General features: G+C 64.7%; 19 protein-coding genes. 12 read left to right on the top strand and 7 right to left on the bottom strand.

All coding sequences use genetic code 11. The features are described from left to right. The first annotated feature begins 52 nt into the window (after positions 1–52). Positions 53–1,579 (top strand): RNA polymerase sigma factor, encoded by a 1,527-nt coding sequence (locus tag B4U45_RS25115; protein ID WP_075550028.1) that lies wholly within the window; start codon positions 53–55, stop codon positions 1,577–1,579. A 38-nt stretch (positions 1,580–1,617) separates the two neighbouring features. Here B4U45_RS25115 and B4U45_RS25110 read toward each other — a convergent pair whose 3' ends face one another. Beyond that, positions 1,618–1,773 carry a hypothetical protein gene (locus B4U45_RS25110; protein ID WP_162877260.1) on the bottom strand — a complete coding sequence of 52 codons (156 nt, stop codon included), beginning with the start codon at positions 1,771–1,773 and terminating at the stop codon, positions 1,618–1,620. A gap of 203 nt (positions 1,774–1,976) precedes the next feature. Between B4U45_RS25110 and B4U45_RS25105 the strand changes: the two genes are divergently transcribed. Continuing rightward, a complete protein-coding gene (locus B4U45_RS25105) occupies positions 1,977–2,348 on the top strand; it encodes a RidA family protein (protein ID WP_075549977.1) in 372 nt (123 codons plus the stop codon). On the opposite strand, the gene B4U45_RS25100 is transcribed toward B4U45_RS25105, so the two are convergent. Beyond that, on the bottom strand, positions 2,333–2,701 hold the full coding sequence (locus B4U45_RS25100) for a DUF952 domain-containing protein (RefSeq protein ID WP_075549976.1): 369 nt from the start codon (positions 2,699–2,701) through the stop codon (positions 2,333–2,335). The genes B4U45_RS25105 and B4U45_RS25100 overlap by 16 nt on opposite strands. 126 nt (positions 2,702–2,827) lie before the next feature. Between B4U45_RS25100 and B4U45_RS25095 the strand changes: the two genes are divergently transcribed. From B4U45_RS25095 to B4U45_RS25085, 3 genes are all read left to right on the top strand, one after another. Next, positions 2,828–3,013, top strand: coding sequence for a DUF7455 domain-containing protein (locus B4U45_RS25095; protein ID WP_075549975.1), 186 nt, complete (start codon positions 2,828–2,830; stop codon positions 3,011–3,013). Positions 3,014–3,087: 74 nt separating this feature from the next. After that, positions 3,088–4,020, top strand: a complete 933-nt coding sequence (locus tag B4U45_RS25090; RefSeq protein WP_075550027.1) for a YihY/virulence factor BrkB family protein — start codon at positions 3,088–3,090, stop codon at positions 4,018–4,020. Positions 4,021–4,397: 377 nt separating this feature from the next. Beyond that, positions 4,398–4,883, top strand: a complete 486-nt coding sequence (locus tag B4U45_RS25085; RefSeq protein ID WP_075549974.1) for an Rv1419 family lectin — start codon at positions 4,398–4,400, stop codon at positions 4,881–4,883. A gap of 47 nt (positions 4,884–4,930) precedes the next feature. On the opposite strand, the gene B4U45_RS25080 is transcribed toward B4U45_RS25085, so the two are convergent. After that, on the bottom strand, positions 4,931–5,170 hold the full coding sequence (locus tag B4U45_RS25080; protein ID WP_075549973.1) for a DUF3039 domain-containing protein: 240 nt from the start codon (positions 5,168–5,170) through the stop codon (positions 4,931–4,933). A gap of 45 nt (positions 5,171–5,215) precedes the next feature. On the opposite strand from B4U45_RS25080, the gene B4U45_RS25075 reads away from it, so the two are divergent. From B4U45_RS25075 to ideR, 3 genes are all read left to right on the top strand, one after another. Then, positions 5,216–5,650 (top strand): DUF3099 domain-containing protein, encoded by a 435-nt coding sequence (locus B4U45_RS25075; RefSeq protein WP_075549972.1) that lies wholly within the window; start codon positions 5,216–5,218, stop codon positions 5,648–5,650. Between the two features lie 150 nt (positions 5,651–5,800). Continuing rightward, positions 5,801–6,760 (top strand): sigma-70 family RNA polymerase sigma factor SigB, encoded by a 960-nt coding sequence (sigB, locus tag B4U45_RS25070; RefSeq protein WP_075511208.1) that lies wholly within the window; start codon positions 5,801–5,803, stop codon positions 6,758–6,760. Between the two features lie 180 nt (positions 6,761–6,940). Further along, positions 6,941–7,633 (top strand): iron-dependent transcriptional regulator IdeR, encoded by a 693-nt coding sequence (gene ideR, locus B4U45_RS25065; protein WP_023372597.1) that lies wholly within the window; start codon positions 6,941–6,943, stop codon positions 7,631–7,633. On the opposite strand, the gene B4U45_RS25060 is transcribed toward ideR, so the two are convergent. Beyond that, positions 7,634–8,710 (bottom strand): DUF4192 domain-containing protein, encoded by a 1,077-nt coding sequence (locus B4U45_RS25060; RefSeq protein WP_083153362.1) that lies wholly within the window; start codon positions 8,708–8,710, stop codon positions 7,634–7,636. A 114-nt stretch (positions 8,711–8,824) separates the two neighbouring features. Here B4U45_RS25060 and sthA point away from each other — a divergent pair, with 114 nt between their 5' ends. The 4 genes from sthA to B4U45_RS25040 all read left to right on the top strand — a co-directional run bounded on the left by sthA (position 8,825) and on the right by B4U45_RS25040 (position 13,320). Beyond that, the gene (gene sthA, locus B4U45_RS25055) at positions 8,825–10,231 is read left to right on the top strand and encodes a Si-specific NAD(P)(+) transhydrogenase (RefSeq protein ID WP_089024986.1); all 1,407 of its coding nucleotides are present in this window, start codon (positions 8,825–8,827) and stop codon (positions 10,229–10,231) included. Between the two features lie 297 nt (positions 10,232–10,528). After that, entirely contained in the window at positions 10,529–11,506 is a 978-nt protein-coding gene (locus tag B4U45_RS25050; RefSeq protein ID WP_075549970.1) for a proteasome assembly chaperone family protein, read from the top strand. Positions 11,507–11,562: 56 nt separating this feature from the next. After that, positions 11,563–12,588: an alpha/beta fold hydrolase gene (locus B4U45_RS25045; RefSeq protein WP_075549969.1), complete on the top strand. Its 1,026-nt coding sequence runs from the start codon at positions 11,563–11,565 to the stop codon at positions 12,586–12,588. A gap of 45 nt (positions 12,589–12,633) precedes the next feature. Beyond that, the gene (locus tag B4U45_RS25040; protein WP_075549968.1) at positions 12,634–13,320 is read left to right on the top strand and encodes a PhzF family phenazine biosynthesis protein; all 687 of its coding nucleotides are present in this window, start codon (positions 12,634–12,636) and stop codon (positions 13,318–13,320) included. A 2-nt stretch (positions 13,321–13,322) separates the two neighbouring features. On the opposite strand, the gene B4U45_RS25035 is transcribed toward B4U45_RS25040, so the two are convergent. The 3 genes from B4U45_RS25035 to B4U45_RS25025 form a co-directional block, all read right to left on the bottom strand. After that, entirely contained in the window at positions 13,323–13,808 is a 486-nt protein-coding gene (locus tag B4U45_RS25035; protein WP_075549967.1) for a peroxynitrite isomerase, read from the bottom strand. 30 nt (positions 13,809–13,838) lie between these two features. Then, positions 13,839–14,303, bottom strand: a complete 465-nt coding sequence (gene nrdR / locus B4U45_RS25030) for a transcriptional regulator NrdR (RefSeq protein WP_075549966.1) — start codon at positions 14,301–14,303, stop codon at positions 13,839–13,841. 166 nt (positions 14,304–14,469) lie between these two features. Continuing rightward, positions 14,470–14,863: LysM peptidoglycan-binding domain-containing protein (locus tag B4U45_RS25025; RefSeq protein ID WP_219859535.1), on the bottom strand; the 394-nt coding region annotated here is incomplete at its 5' end.

Below are 14,863 nucleotides of genomic sequence, written 5' to 3'. Positions count from 1 at the left end.
GTTCAGCACGCCCAGACTCATACCGGAAGCGAGTACCACCGAAGGGGTGTATGTGGCAGCGACCAGGGCCAGCCAGGCGACCGGTGAGCCGGTGAAGCGCACCGCCACCAAGTCCCCGGCCAAAGCCGGCGCCAAGCGACCGGCGGCAAAGACAGCCAATGGCGCTGCCCCCGCGAAGCGGGCCACTAAGGCGGCGGGCCGGTCCACAAAGGCGGCCGATGCCGCCAACGACGCCGAGGACCCCACCCCGAAGAAAAGCCGTACCGCGGCCAAAGCCGCAAAGGCCCCGGCCCGTGACGCCGGCACGTTCGGCGACGAACTTGCAGGCGCGGCCACCGACCCGGCGGCTGCGCTCGATGCCGCCGAAGACCTCGACGATGAGCCCGACCTCGACGTCGACGCCGTCGAAGACCTCGACCTCGATGCTGGTCTGGGCCTAGACGACCTGGGAGACGACGTGGAAGACGACGTCGTCGCCGCCGTCGTCGAGGACACCGACGAGGTTGAATCTCCGGCTGTCGCTGCGCCCGGCAGCGCTGTCGATGACGAGGAGGAGATCGCCGAGCCCACCGAGAAGGACAAGGCCTCAGGCGATTTCGTATGGGACGAGGACGAGTCAGAAGCGTTGCGCCAGGCACGCAAAGACGCCGAACTCACCGCCTCCGCGGACTCCGTTCGCGCCTACCTCAAGCAAATCGGCAAGGTGGCGCTGCTCAACGCCGAGGAAGAGGTCGAGCTGGCCAAACGGATCGAGGCCGGCCTCTACGCCACGCAGCTGATGGCGGAGATGGCAGAGCGCGGCGAGAAGCTACCCGCCGCGCAACGTCGCGACATGATGTGGATTTGCCGCGACGGCGATCGCGCGAAGAACCATCTGCTGGAGGCCAACCTGCGGCTGGTGGTTTCACTGGCCAAGCGCTACACCGGGCGCGGGATGGCGTTCCTGGACTTGATCCAGGAGGGCAACCTGGGCTTGATCCGGGCGGTGGAGAAGTTCGACTACACCAAGGGTTACAAGTTCTCCACCTACGCGACCTGGTGGATCCGCCAAGCCATCACCCGCGCCATGGCCGACCAGGCCCGGACCATCCGTATTCCGGTGCACATGGTCGAGGTGATCAACAAGCTCGGCCGAATCCAGCGGGAGCTCCTGCAGGACCTGGGCCGCGAGCCCACCCCCGAGGAGCTCGCCAAGGAGATGGACATCACCCCGGAGAAGGTGCTCGAGATCCAGCAATACGCTCGGGAGCCGATCTCGTTGGACCAGACCATCGGCGACGAGGGCGACAGCCAGCTGGGCGACTTCATCGAGGACAGCGAAGCGGTGGTGGCCGTGGACGCGGTGTCGTTCACGCTGCTGCAAGACCAGCTGCAGTCGGTCCTGGACACGCTGTCCGAGCGCGAAGCCGGCGTGGTACGGCTGCGCTTCGGCCTCACCGACGGCCAGCCGCGCACCCTCGACGAGATCGGCCAGGTATACGGCGTGACCCGGGAACGCATCCGGCAGATCGAGTCCAAGACCATGTCGAAATTGCGCCACCCCAGCCGCTCGCAAGTCCTGCGCGACTACCTGGATTGAGCGAGCCCGCCGACGTGGTGGGACCGTGCGGTTTCCACCTATGTCTCGTCGGCAAGTTGATCCCGAGTCTGCTGCAGACCGGGCGCGTCCGGGTCGTCGCCTTGGTGCTGCAGCTTTTCCTGCAGGTCGCGTTGCTCGTCGGTCGCCTTCCTGGCGTCGTAGGGTTTGGGCGACGGGTTCGTGTTCTGATCCATGAGAAATCCTCGTCTCGAATCGAGCCGTCAATCGAGGATCTCCGACATTTCATGCGACGAAACCGGTTGGGTCCGGGCAAAGTCGCGACAACCCGGGCTGCCTAAGACACATGCCTCGACACGGCATGCTTCCCGACGGCCGGAACACCAGATGCCCGCACCCAACGGCGGCGCATCGCCCGCCACCGTCGTACTGTCACGGCATGTCAGCAACCCGCAGGTGTATCTCCTCCGGATCCGACTTCGAATCGGTCGTTGGCTATTCGCGCGCGGTGCGCGTTGGCCGGCATGTGGCAGTGGCCGGCACCACCGGCAGCGGCAGCGATATCGCCGCGCAGACCAGAGACGCCCTACGCCGCATCGAGGCCGCACTCGGACAGGCTGGCGCAAGGCTCGCCGACGTGGTCCGCACCCGGATATACGTCACCGATATTTCCCGCTGGCGGGAGGTCGGCGATGTCCACGCCGAGGTTTTCGGCGGAATCCGACCCGCGGCGACCATGGTCGAGGTTTCGGCGCTGATCGCACCCGGCCTGCTGGTTGAGATCGAAGCCGACGCCTACGTGGGTGCCTGAGGGCCCGAAACCGGCGGGAAGGTGCCGTCTGCAGCCGAGGGGTAGGCGGCGACGCTGATCACCGCGCGTGCCGGAAGCTCGCCGTACAGGTGCGGGAACAGCATCCAGTCCGGATCGGCGACCGTTCCAGGCTCCCAACGCACGGGCGAATCGAGCGCCGCCGGGTCGATGTACAGCAGGACCATGTCACGACGGCCGTGGAATAGACGATTGGCCGGCAGATGTATCTGCTCAGGCGTCGACAGATGGATGAACCCGGTCGCTGATCCGGGACGGAAGCCACCGCGGCGGCGGGCGGACGACCATTCGGAGGCGGCACACATGTGCACCAAGACCGCCGGAGTGGACGACATACTAGCCAGCTTGCCCGACTCATTGTCGCCAAATCCGTGAGAAAGGACACACCTGATACCACCCGGGGAACAAGGCGAAAACGGGGAACGTCTGAGACAGTGAACTTACCGAGATATGGAGAAGCCATGAACGCGACGTTGACCAGTCCCGAGCTGACTAGAGCCGACCGCTGCGACCGCTGTGGCGCAGCAGCGCGGGTGCGCGCCAAGCTGCCGTCCGGTTCCGAACTTCTCTTCTGCCAGCACCACGCCAACGAGCACGAAGCGAAATTGATCGAGCTGTCGGCCGTGCTGGAGGTCAGTGGAAACTAGTTCGCCGAAACTCGCTCGCCTAAAGTCGGGTCCAATGTGCCACGTGTGACCGATCTTCGGTAATGCTGGACCGGATGAGCGACCAAACGCCAAAGCCGTCCCGACACCACATCTGGCGAATCAGCCTTCGGACGCTCTCCAAGAGTTGGGACGACTCGATCTTCTCCGAGTCAGCGCAAGCAGGTTTCTGGTCGGCGCTGTCCCTTCCCCCCTTGCTGTTGGGAATGCTGGGCAGCCTGGCCTACGTGGCTCCGCTATTCGGTGAGGACACCTTGCCCGCCATCGAAAAAACGATCCTTTCCACCGCCCACAGCTTCTTCTCAGCCAGTGTCGTCAACGAGATCATCGAGCCGACCATCCGCGACATCACCGCCAACGCACGCGGCGAGGTGGTGTCGCTGGGTTTCTTGATCTCATTGTGGGCAGGATCGTCGGCCATCTCTTCCTACGTCGACGCCGTGGTGGAGGCTCATGACCAGACTCCGCTGCGCCATCCGGTACGGCAGCGGTTCTTCGCGCTGTTCCTGTACGTGGTGATGCTGGTGTTCCTGGTGGCCGCGGCGCCGGTCGCGGTGGTGGGCCCGCGTAAGGTGAGCGACCACATTCCGGCCAGCTTGGCCAATGTCCTGCATTACGGCTACTACCCGGCTCTGATCGGGAGCCTTACGTTGGGGGTGATCATCCTTTACCGCGTCGCTCTGCCGGTACCGCTGCCGACACATCGACTGGTCATCGGCGCGGTGCTGGCCACCACGGTGTTCCTGATCGCGACGCTGGGTTTACGGTTCTATCTGAGGTGGATCACCAGTACGGGCTATACCTACGGCGCGCTGTCCACGCCCATCGCGTTTCTGTTGTTCGCGTTCTTCGGTGGTTTTGCGGTCATGATCGGAGCCGAACTCAACGCCGCGATCCAAGAGGAATGGCCGGCGCCGGTCACACACGCACATCGGCTGCGCAACTGGCTGAGGACCCGCACTGCCGCCATCACGGGAACGGCCGACTAGGCGTCTGACTGGGCGGGGCCAATCGACAGGGGCCCAGGTCAAGCGATGAATTCCATGGCATTGTGGGCGCCACATAGCAAGACAATCGAAAAACACAATTGTCCGCGCATTGGCGGACACCGAAGAATGAATGCCATGTCCTACAGCCGGTGGAACCCATGTCCACCGGGAAAGTTGATTGGACAGCGATCAACTTACGAAAAGCCTTGCACACCATCAGTATTCACATCGTAGAAACCGTCGAGCGGGCTAGCCTAATACCAAAGCAACCTGAAAGCTCAAGACGATTGTCGAGGTTCGAGCGACCAAGGATGGCTACGGTAGATAACTGCGCCTATGGCGCCTGAAGTAGCGCGAGACAAGGGGTTGCAGCCGCAATGAATAAATTACAGATGATAAGCGGTGTGCGCCGGGGCGTTGCCGCGTCTGCGGCAGCGTTCGGCGTCGCGCTGCTAAGCGCCGGTGTGGCAAGTGCCGACGACGACACATTCCAGTTGAGGAGCCGGCTGGGCAACTTCTGTCTGGACACCCCCAGTGGGAACGTCTACACACCAACGGTGATCAACCCCTGCGATGGATCGCCGACCCAGCGCTGGCATGTTGCCCCACTCTTGCGGATCGAAAGCGTCGCCTTCCCCGGGGCATGCCTAGGGGACATGCTGTTTAGCCAGTGGGTATCCGTCAACCGCTGCTATATGAACGACCAACCTTGGATCATCCAGCCCAATGGCCAGGTCACCGGCAACCTTTTCGATACACCCTGCCTCAACGTTGACGGCGGCGTGGCGAATCCTGGGACTCATGTGATCGTCGCGCTGTGCGCCCCAGATAACCCCGCTGAGGAGTGGGATACCATTTCGTGACCAGGCTTGCTGCGCGCCAACACCGCGACGGTCTCGCGTGGTGCCGATCAGCCCTTCTTGAGCTTGTCGTAGATCTGCTTGCAGTCCGGGCACACCGGTGAACCCGGCTTGGGTACCCGGGTCACGGGAAATACCTCACCGCATAACGCCACCACATGGCTTCCCAGCACCGCGCTCTCGGCGATCTTGTCCTTCTTGACGTAGTGGAAGTACTTCGGGATGTCGCTGCCGGTCCCGTCGTCGACGCGTTCCTCGGTGTCGGTGCGTTCGATCGTCTGCGTCTGCATACCAGACATTGTGCCCCCTGACTCGCTCCTGCCGGAATCGACTGGATGTGGGAGAGTAGAGAAATGAAGCGCGGCTTCGAGCTGAGTTTCGACGACTTCGATGAGCGGGGCCGCCCGGTACTGATCACCGCCGCCGCACCGTCCTACGAGGAACAGCACCGAGCGCGGGTACGCAAGTATCTGACCTTGATGGCGTTCCGCATTCCGGCCCTCATCCTGGCGGCCGTCGCCTACGGGGCCTGGCACAATGGTCTTGTCTCATTGCTGATCGTCGCCGTCTCGATTCCGTTGCCCTGGATGGCCGTGCTCATCGCCAACGACAGACCGCCCCGCGGCGCCGATGAACCCCGTCGGTTCGACGACGCCCGACGACGCACTCCGCTGTTTCCGACGGCCAAGCGTCCGGCGCTGGAGCCTCGGCAAGACCCTGCGTCCCGATCGGACCCCCCGGACTTCGACGGCTGGTCCAATCCCGGTTAAACCGGCTGCCGCGGCACACTTCTCAGGACATTCTCAGGTCGCTGGCACATTTCTGCACGTCACGGTGTGTGAGATGACAGCGCGGCGGGAACTCTGTGGTCGAGCCTGTCGTTAAACCCCGTGACAGGACAAGCCGATCGGGAGGGCGCTATGGCACATGCCACCACAAGCCGGGCTGACAGCGATCTGGATGCTCAAAGCCCCGCAGCGGACTTGGTGCGCGTATATCTGAACGGCATCGGTAAGACGGCGTTGCTCAACGCCGCCGATGAAGTTGAGCTGGCCAAGCGCATCGAAGCCGGGCTGTATGCCGAGTATCTGCTCGAAACCCGAAAGCGGTTGGGCGAGAACCGCAAACGCGAATTGGCGGCCGTGGTACGCGACGGCCAGGCAGCGCGCCGTCACCTCCTCGAGGCCAACCTTCGGCTGGTGGTGTCACTGGCCAAGCGCTACACGGGCCGCGGAATGCCGCTGCTCGATCTCATCCAGGAGGGCAACCTGGGCCTGATCCGCGCGATGGAGAAATTCGACTACACAAAGGGATTCAAGTTCTCGACGTATGCCACCTGGTGGATCCGCCAAGCCATCACCCGTGGCATGGCCGACCAGAGCCGTACCATTCGTCTGCCCGTTCACCTGGTCGAGCAGGTCAACAAGCTGGCGCGGATCAAGCGGGAGATGCACCAGAACCTGGGCCGGGAAGCCACCGACGAGGAACTCGCCGAAGAGTCCGGCATTCCGGTTGACAAGATCAACGACCTGCTCGAACACAGCCGGGACCCGGTGAGCCTGGACATGCCGGTCGGCTCTGAGGAAGAGGCGCCGCTGGGTGACTTCATCGAGGACGCGGAAGCCATGTCCGCGGAGAACGCCGTCATCGCTGAACTACTGCACACCGATATCCGCAGTGTGCTTGCCACTCTCGACGAGCGTGAGCACCAGGTGATCCGGCTGCGCTTCGGCCTGGACGACGGTCAGCCCCGCACGCTGGATCAAATCGGCAAGCTGTTCGGTCTGTCGCGCGAGCGTGTGCGCCAGATCGAGCGGGATGTGATGTGCAAGTTGCGCCATGGCGAACGTGCCGATCGGCTGCGGTCATACGCCAGTTGAGAACCGGCCGGACGCCCAGCGGAAGGCACTAAGAAAAGCGCCAGAGAACGGCGCTTAGAATCTAGGTACAAGACAGTGTGCCCGCCGCGGTGAGCGGCGGGCACACTGCTGTCGGGGGCGTTTTGGGCCAACCACATGCACAGCTGGCCAAGTAGACTCGGCGGCGACGGAGGATGCTGAATGAACGACTTGGTCGATACCACCGAGATGTACTTGCGGACGATCTACGACCTCGAGGAAGAGGGCGTAACGCCGCTGCGCGCCCGGATAGCCGAGCGCCTGGAGCAGAGCGGGCCCACTGTCAGCCAAACCGTTTCCCGGATGGAGCGGGACGGATTGCTTCGGGTGGCCGGGGATCGCCACCTCGAACTCACCGACAAGGGCCGGGCGCTGGCGATCGCCGTGATGCGTAAGCACCGCCTCGCCGAACGACTCCTCGTCGACGTCATCGGGTTGCCGTGGGAAGAGGTACACGCCGAGGCATGCCGGTGGGAGCACGTGATGAGTGAGGATGTCGAACGTCGGCTGGTCAAGGTGCTGAACAACCCGACGACGTCTCCGTTCGGCAATCCGATTCCGGGCTTGCTGGACCTGGGCGTGGGCCCGGAATTCGGCGCCGAAGACGCCAACCTGGTGCGGCTGACCGAGTTGCCGGCCGGTCCGCCGGTGGCAGTGGTCGTTCGCCAGCTCACCGAGCATGTTCAAGGCGACATCGACTTGATCACGCGGCTCAAGGACGCCGGCGTCGTGCCGAACGCCCGCGTGACGGTCGAAACCAGTCCGGGAGGCGGAGTGACCATCGTCATCCCGGGGCACGAGAACGTCACCCTGCCCCACGCGATGGCGCACGCCGTCAAGGTCGAGAAGGTCTGATTACCCCGCACATCGGCCGGATTGGCCGGATGGGCCGAACGCCCGTCGCGGCGGTAGCCGCACGCCGAGTTGCCGAGCCAGCCGATAGCCGGTGGTCGCGAGTTCCCGGATATGCTCCGGCCGAAGCCCCGACTGTAACGCCGTGTCGAGCATGCCGGCCATCCGATGCCCTGGCGAGCAGCGCAGCGCGGCCTCCAGGGACACCCCGGCCAGTGGACCGTCTCCGCGGGCGTAGGCACTGAACGCGAGCAACACCAGCGCCTCCACCCGCCACGGCTCGGGTAGCGCGCGGGCCAGTACTGCCCACAACGACTCGGCCGGGCCGGAGTTCTCACCGACCGCCAGGGCATAGAGCGTGTCGCGCACCCGCACGTCGGTCAGCGCACAGCCCAACTGGGCCAGCTCCACGTCCGATAGCGGTTGCCCGTCGGCCACCCGCGCGGCAGCGGCCATCGCCTTCTCCACGTCGCGACGGCTGCAGCCCAACGGGTCGGCGTGCTCGGCGATCTCACGCTCGGCGGCCTCTTGCCTCACGGTGGCGGCCAGTGTGTCGGTGCGCACCCGGTCGTCCACCGCGACCACGGCCTCGAGGTCGGCACGCCGCGGGTACAGCCGCCGACCGTCGAGCACCGCCGCCACCGCCAGCGGCGACGCCGCCGGGTCGTCGATGACGCCCCCCGAACCGCAGCCGTCGACGCAATGCCAGCGTCCGCCAACCGCGATGCGGTCGACCATGTGGGCCGCCCAGAGCACGATGTCACGCTGCGCCAGCGCCTCGGTCAGCGCATCGCACGCCCGCCGGTACTCGTCGCTGCATCCCGGACACTGCGCTCCGTCCGCGTCGACGATCACGGCGATCGCGGCCTCGGGGTCAGCCGCGGCGGCGACCTCCGCGAGTTGCTCGACCTGGTGGCCAAGGTCTTCCGACAGGTCAACGCGCATCACCGATCCCAGTTCACCCTCGGCCACCGAGACCAGGACCAGCGATTTTTCCGGCACGAAGCCGAGGATGGCCGGCAGCGCCGCGATCAGTGCGCCGGGGCGATTCAGTTCAAAGTCAGGTCGATGCTTCGTCATAGGCGTCAACGCTGACGACCGGCACCGTCAGCCGGTGCGCACGACGGGCATCTGGGCCGCGATCCTGTGGACGAAGTCGCCACTGTGCGTTCTACTGTCTATCTCATGGGGTCGATGCGCGAGTACGACATGGTGGTTCTCGGCTCTGGGCCTGGCGGCCAGAAGGCGGCCATTGCCTCCGCCAAGTTGGGCAAATCCGTTGCGATCGTCGAACGTGGCCGAATGCTGGGCGGCGTCTGCGTCAACACCGGCACCATCCCATCGAAGACGTTGCGCGAGGCGGTGCTCTACCTCACCGGCATGAATCAGCGCGAACTCTACGGGGCCAGCTACCGCGTGAAGGACCGGATCACCCCGGCCGATCTGCTGGCCCGGACCCAGCATGTGATCGGCAAGGAAGTCGACGTGGTACGCAATCAGTTGATGCGCAACCGGGTCGACCTGCTGGTGGGGCACGGCCGGTTCATCGATCCGCACACCATCATGGTCGAAGACCAGACGCGTCGCGAAAAGACCACTGTCACAGGCGATTACATCGTCATCGCCACCGGAACCAGGCCAGCCCGGCCGTCCGGCGTCGAATTCGACGAAGAACGGGTCCTGGACTCCGACGGGATCCTGGACCTCAAGTCGCTACCGGCCTCGATGGTCGTGGTCGGTGCCGGGGTGATCGGTATCGAGTATGCCTCGATGTTCGCCGCGCTGGGCACCAAGGTGACCGTCGTCGAGAAACGGGAAGACATGCTCGACTTCTGCGATCCCGAGGTTGTCGAGGCGCTCAAATTCCACCTGCGCGACCTGGCGGTGACATTCCGGTTCGGTGAAGAGGTCACCGCGGTGGACGTCGGCTCGGCGGGCACCGTCACCACCCTGGCCAGCGGCAAACAGATTCCCGCCGAGACGGTGATGTACTCCGCCGGACGCCAGGGCCAGACCGACCACCTCGACCTGTCCAATGCCGGCCTGGAGGTCGAACGCCGCGGACGAATATGGGTGGACGAACAGTTCAAGACCAAGGTGGACCATATCTACGCCGTCGGCGACGTCATCGGCTTCCCGGCCTTGGCCGCGACCTCGATGGAGCAGGGCCGGCTGGCTGCCTACCACGCGTTCGGGGAGCCGACCGACGGCATCACCGACCTGCAGCCGATCGGCATCTATTCGATCCCCGAGATCTCCTACGTCGGCTCCACCGAGGTGGAACTGACCAAGGAGTCCATTCCTTACGAGGTGGGCGTGGCGCGCTACCGGGAACTGGCCCGCGGCCAGATCGCCGGCGACTCCTACGGCATGCTCAAACTGCTGGTGTCCACCGACGATCTCAAGCTGCTCGGCGTGCACATCTTCGGCACCAGCGCCACCGAGATGGTGCATATCGGACAGGCCGTCATGGGATGCGGAGGAACCGTCGAGTACCTGGTCGACGCGGTTTTCAACTATCCGACATTCTCCGAGGCCTACAAGGTGGCCGCGCTCGACGTGATGAACAAGGTGCGGGCGCTCAATCAGTTCCGCCGCTAATACGTCACGAGGCCGTATCGTCGGAATCGGTCGGCCTAGGATCGCCGTAACATCACCCGGGCGCCGACTCGGCCTCGGCCGGCAGCGCAGGGCGATGCTCGTCGGACGACCGGCGCCGGTTTGGTTGTTTGCCTGGGCGTCCAGGGTCGCCCGTCGCGGTTCGCTGTGAATATGGCGTGCAGCTTTTCGCGTTATGAAGATGTGCGCATAAGTGAGATGTTCGTTGATTGGGGCCCGTTGATTTGAGACACACTGATCAGGGCGCCCCGGTTGAACCCCCGAGAGGAGGCAACACCCATGACGCACGATCAAGACCGGGATGACGCGCAGGACTACCAACCCGGACAACCTGGCATGTACGACCTCGAGTTCCCGGCGCCGCAATTGTCGACGTCGGATGGCCGTGGTCCGGTGTTGGTGCACGCCTTGGAGGGTTTCTCCGACGCGGGCCACGCAATTCGGCTGGCCGCTGCCCACCTGAAGGGGTCACTGGACACCGAGCTGGTCGCGTCGTTTGCGATCGACGAATTACTGGACTATCGCTCCCGGCGGCCGCTGATGACCTTCAAGACCGACCACTTCACCAGCTACGACGACCCCGAGCTCAGCCTGTACGCACTGCGCGACAGCGTCGGCACCCCATTTCTGCTGCTGGCCGGTTTGGAGCCGGACCTGAAATGGGAGCGATTCATCACCGCCGTGCGACTGCTGGCCGAACGCCTGGGGGTCCGGCAGACCATCGGCCTGGGCACCGTTCCCATGGCCGTACCCCATACCCGCCCGATCACGATGACCGCCCATTCCAACAATCCGGAACTGATCGCCGACTTCCAGCCGTGGATCTCCGAAATCCAAGTCCCGGCAAGCGCGTCCAACCTGCTGGAATACCGAATGGCGCAGCACGGTCATGAGGTCGTCGGGTTCACCGTGCACGTCCCGCACTACTTGACGCAGACCGACTACCCCGCGGCCGCGCAGTCCTTGCTCGAGCAAGTTGCCAAGACGGGATCGTTGGAACTGCCATTGGCGGCGCTGGCAGAAGCCGCGGCGGAGATCCGGGCCAAGATCGACGAACAAGTCCAAGCCAGCGCGGAAGTAGCCCAAGTGGTGGCCGCTCTCGAGCGCCAGTACGATGCCTTCATCGACGCTCAGGAAAACAGATCGTTACTCACACGTGACGAGGATCTGCCCAGCGGCGACGAGTTGGGTGCGGAGTTCGAGCGATTCCTGGCCCAGCAGGCAGAGAAGAAGCGCGACGACGACGACCAGGCTTGATGCCTCCAACACCGCCCCCGAGAAAGCCGTAGGCGGCCCGACAACGAGGTTGGCGAATGACCGAGCGGAAGCGCAATCTTCGCCCAGTGCGCGAAATTACTGCGCCTTCGCTGCAGTTCCGCACTATTCACGGCTACAAGCGCGCGTTCCGGATCGCCGGGTCGGGGCCAGCGATCCTGCTGGTCCACGGCATCGGGGACAATTCGACGACCTGGACCGGCATCCACGCAAAGCTTGCGCAGCGGTTCACCGTGATTGCTCCCGACCTGTTGGGTCATGGAAAGTCCGATAAGCCGCGCGCCGACTACTCGGTGGCCGCCTACGCCAACGGCATGCGCGACCTGCTCAGCGTGCTCGACATCGAGCGGGTGACCGTCATCGGTCATTCCCTCGGCGGCGGCGTGGCGATGCAATTCGCCTACCAGTTTCCCCAGCTGGTCGACCGGCTGATCCTGGTCGGCGCCGGTGGCGTCACCAAGGACGTCAACGTCGTGTTCCGGTTGGCCTCACTGCCGATGGGCGCCGAAGCACTGGCATTGCTGCGGTTGCCGATGGTGCGTCCGACGGTTCAGGTGGTCGGGCGGGTGCTGGGGCTGGCGATCGGCTCGACCGCCATTGGCCGCGACCTGCCCAATGTGCTGCGAATCCTGGACGACCTGCCCGAGCCGACGGCGTCGTCGGCGTTTACGCGCACCCTGCGCGCCGTGGTGGACTGGCGCGGCCAGATCGTTACCATGCTGGACCGATGCTATTTGACCCAAGCCATCCCGGTGCAGATCATCTGGGGCAGCCGCGACGTCGTGGTCCCCGTCCGCCACGCCCGGCTGGCACACGCCGCGATGCCCGGCTCGCACCTGGAAATCTTCGAGGGCTCCGGGCATTTCCCGTTCCATGACGATCCCGCCCGCTTCATCGACACCGTGCAACGCTTCATCGACAGCACCGAACCTGCCGAATACGATCAGGCGGCGCTTCGGGAATTGCTTCGTAGCGGCGGTGGTGAAGGAACTGTTTCCGGCCCGGCCGATACCCGCATCGCCGTGCTCAGTGCGATGGGTTCCGACGAACGCAGCGCCACCTGATCAACCCGGCCGTCATCGAATCTCGCGGCGTCGTACAGTCGGGCCATGGGCATCGAGGTAACGGTGTTGCGAGTGTTCACCGACTCCGAGGGGAACTTCGGCAATCCGCTCGGCATAGTCGATGCGAGCCGGGTCCAATCCCGCGACCGGCAGCAGCTGGCAAACCAATTGGGCTACAGCGAGACCATTTTCGTCGACCTTCCGGCCGCCGGCTCGCACACCGCCCATGCCACCATCCACACTCCCCGCACCAGCCTGCCGTTCGCCGGACATCCGATCGTGGGTGTGTCGTGGTGGCTGCGTGAGCGGGGAATGCCGATCAAGACACTGCACGTGCCCGCCGGTCTGGTACAGGTCAGCTATGACAACGATCTGACCGCCATCAGCGCACGGGCCGAATGGGCGCCCGAACTGGCCATCCATCATCTCGACTCACTCGATGCCCTGGCGGCCGCCGACCCCGACGACTTCTCCGACGACACCTCGCATTACCTGTGGACCTGGACCGACGAGCCTGCCGGCGCCCTACGGGCTCGGATGTTTGCGGCCAACCTGGGGGTCGAAGAAGACGAAGCGACCGGTTCGGCGGCCATGCGGATCACCGACTACCTCAGCCGCGACCTGACCATCACGCAGGGCAAGGGATCGGTGCTCACGACGACCTGGAGCGCCGAGGGCTGGGTCACGGTTGCCGGATTGGTCGCCGATGACGGTGTGATGCAACTGGTTTGACGTCAGCGCTGACGGTGCAACAAGGCGGCGACGTGATGCTGTAAGGGTTGCCCGACCGCGGCCATCCGCAACGAGTGCGAGAGTTCGTCGCCGGCGACGCTGAACGAACGGGTGATCGCCGTAACCTCTTTTGCGGTGGGAGTCAATCCGATGGTTGTGGTGGCCAACTCCAGGTGCACGGCGTCGTCGCCCACCGAATACGTGCCTAACTCGATTTCGGCGATGCCGCTGGGGTGCGCCAAGACCAACTCGGCGTGGCCCGGTTGGGGAACACGCAGGTAACCGGTCTCGGCATGCAATGGCCTGCCGTCGTCCGCCGCACGGGTCTTATGCCCGTAAATGAGAAACGGCTTGCCGACGTGTGAGAACTCGATCTCTTCGAAATAGTCGAACGGCTCGATCGTGGGATATTCCCCGGCGCCCCGGCCCACCCATGTGCCCAGCAATGGCTCCAAGGGCCCAAGATCGGGGTGCAACTCCGCAGGCATGACAGGGATCCTATCGGCGTCGCGCCCGAATCAGCGTGAGGTCGATAGCTTGCGGTGCGCGCGCAGTGCCTCGATCTCCCGTTCGAAATCCTCGGCCGACGAAAAGGATCGGTACACCGACGCGAAACGCAGATAGGCAACCTCGTCGAGTTCGCGCAGCGGCCCCAGGATGGCCAGGCCGACGTCGTGACTAGGCACCTCGGGCGAACCCGCGGCCCGCACGGTGTCTTCCACCTGCTGGGCGAGCAGGTTCAGCGCGTCATCGTCGACGTGGCGGCCCTGACACGCCCGGCGCACCCCGCTGATGACCTTTTCCCGGCTGAACGGTTCGGAGACCCCGCTGCGCTTTACCACAGCCAGAACCGCGGTCTCCACGGTGGTGAAACGTCGCCCGCATTCCGGGCACGACCGGCGCCGCCGGATTGCCTGGCCCTCATCGGTTTCCCGTGAGTCGATCACCCGCGAGTCGGGGTGCCGGCAGAACGGACAGTGCATGGCCGCTCCTTCGCCGTCATGGCATCCCGGTGTTTCAGACCACTCCGAGACTACCTGCGCACTCCCACGCACTGCCAACGCCGTTGCCATCCACGCACGTTCGATTTCGCGGCCTCTCGGAAACTTTGGCGCGCAGTGGCTTTCGCTGCCATCCTGCATGATGTCGTCAGCCGACCGGCGCGATCAACGTCTGCCCGGCGACAGGCATCGACGAATCCAGGTCGTTGAGTTCTCGGATCCGTTCGACAACCTGACGCACCGGCGTATCGGGCGCGACCCGGGCCGCCACGTCCTGCAACGACTCGCCGGCCGCAACTCGCACCACGGCAAGCCGGTCCGGCATGCCAGACGAATCCGCGGAATTGCCGTTGACCAGCTCCCCGAAATGCGCCATCAGGCCCAGCCACAGCGTGATCATCCCGGCAAGCACCGCCAGACCCACCGTGGTCGCCACCGAGGCAGGACGCCTGCGATGCGGAGCCGTCGAGATCGCCACGCCAGTGCGCGGGTAGCGCAGCGCCGCGCCGCCCGGCCGGCACGGCCCCGGCCGCCGCCGCGGC

Origin of the sequence: Mycobacterium persicum (assembly GCF_002086915.1) — a bacterium.
Lineage (GTDB): Bacteria > Actinomycetota > Actinomycetes > Mycobacteriales > Mycobacteriaceae > Mycobacterium > Mycobacterium persicum.
The sequence above is the reverse complement of the archived record's forward strand: the minus strand, read 5'-3'. Positions and strand labels throughout refer to the sequence as shown.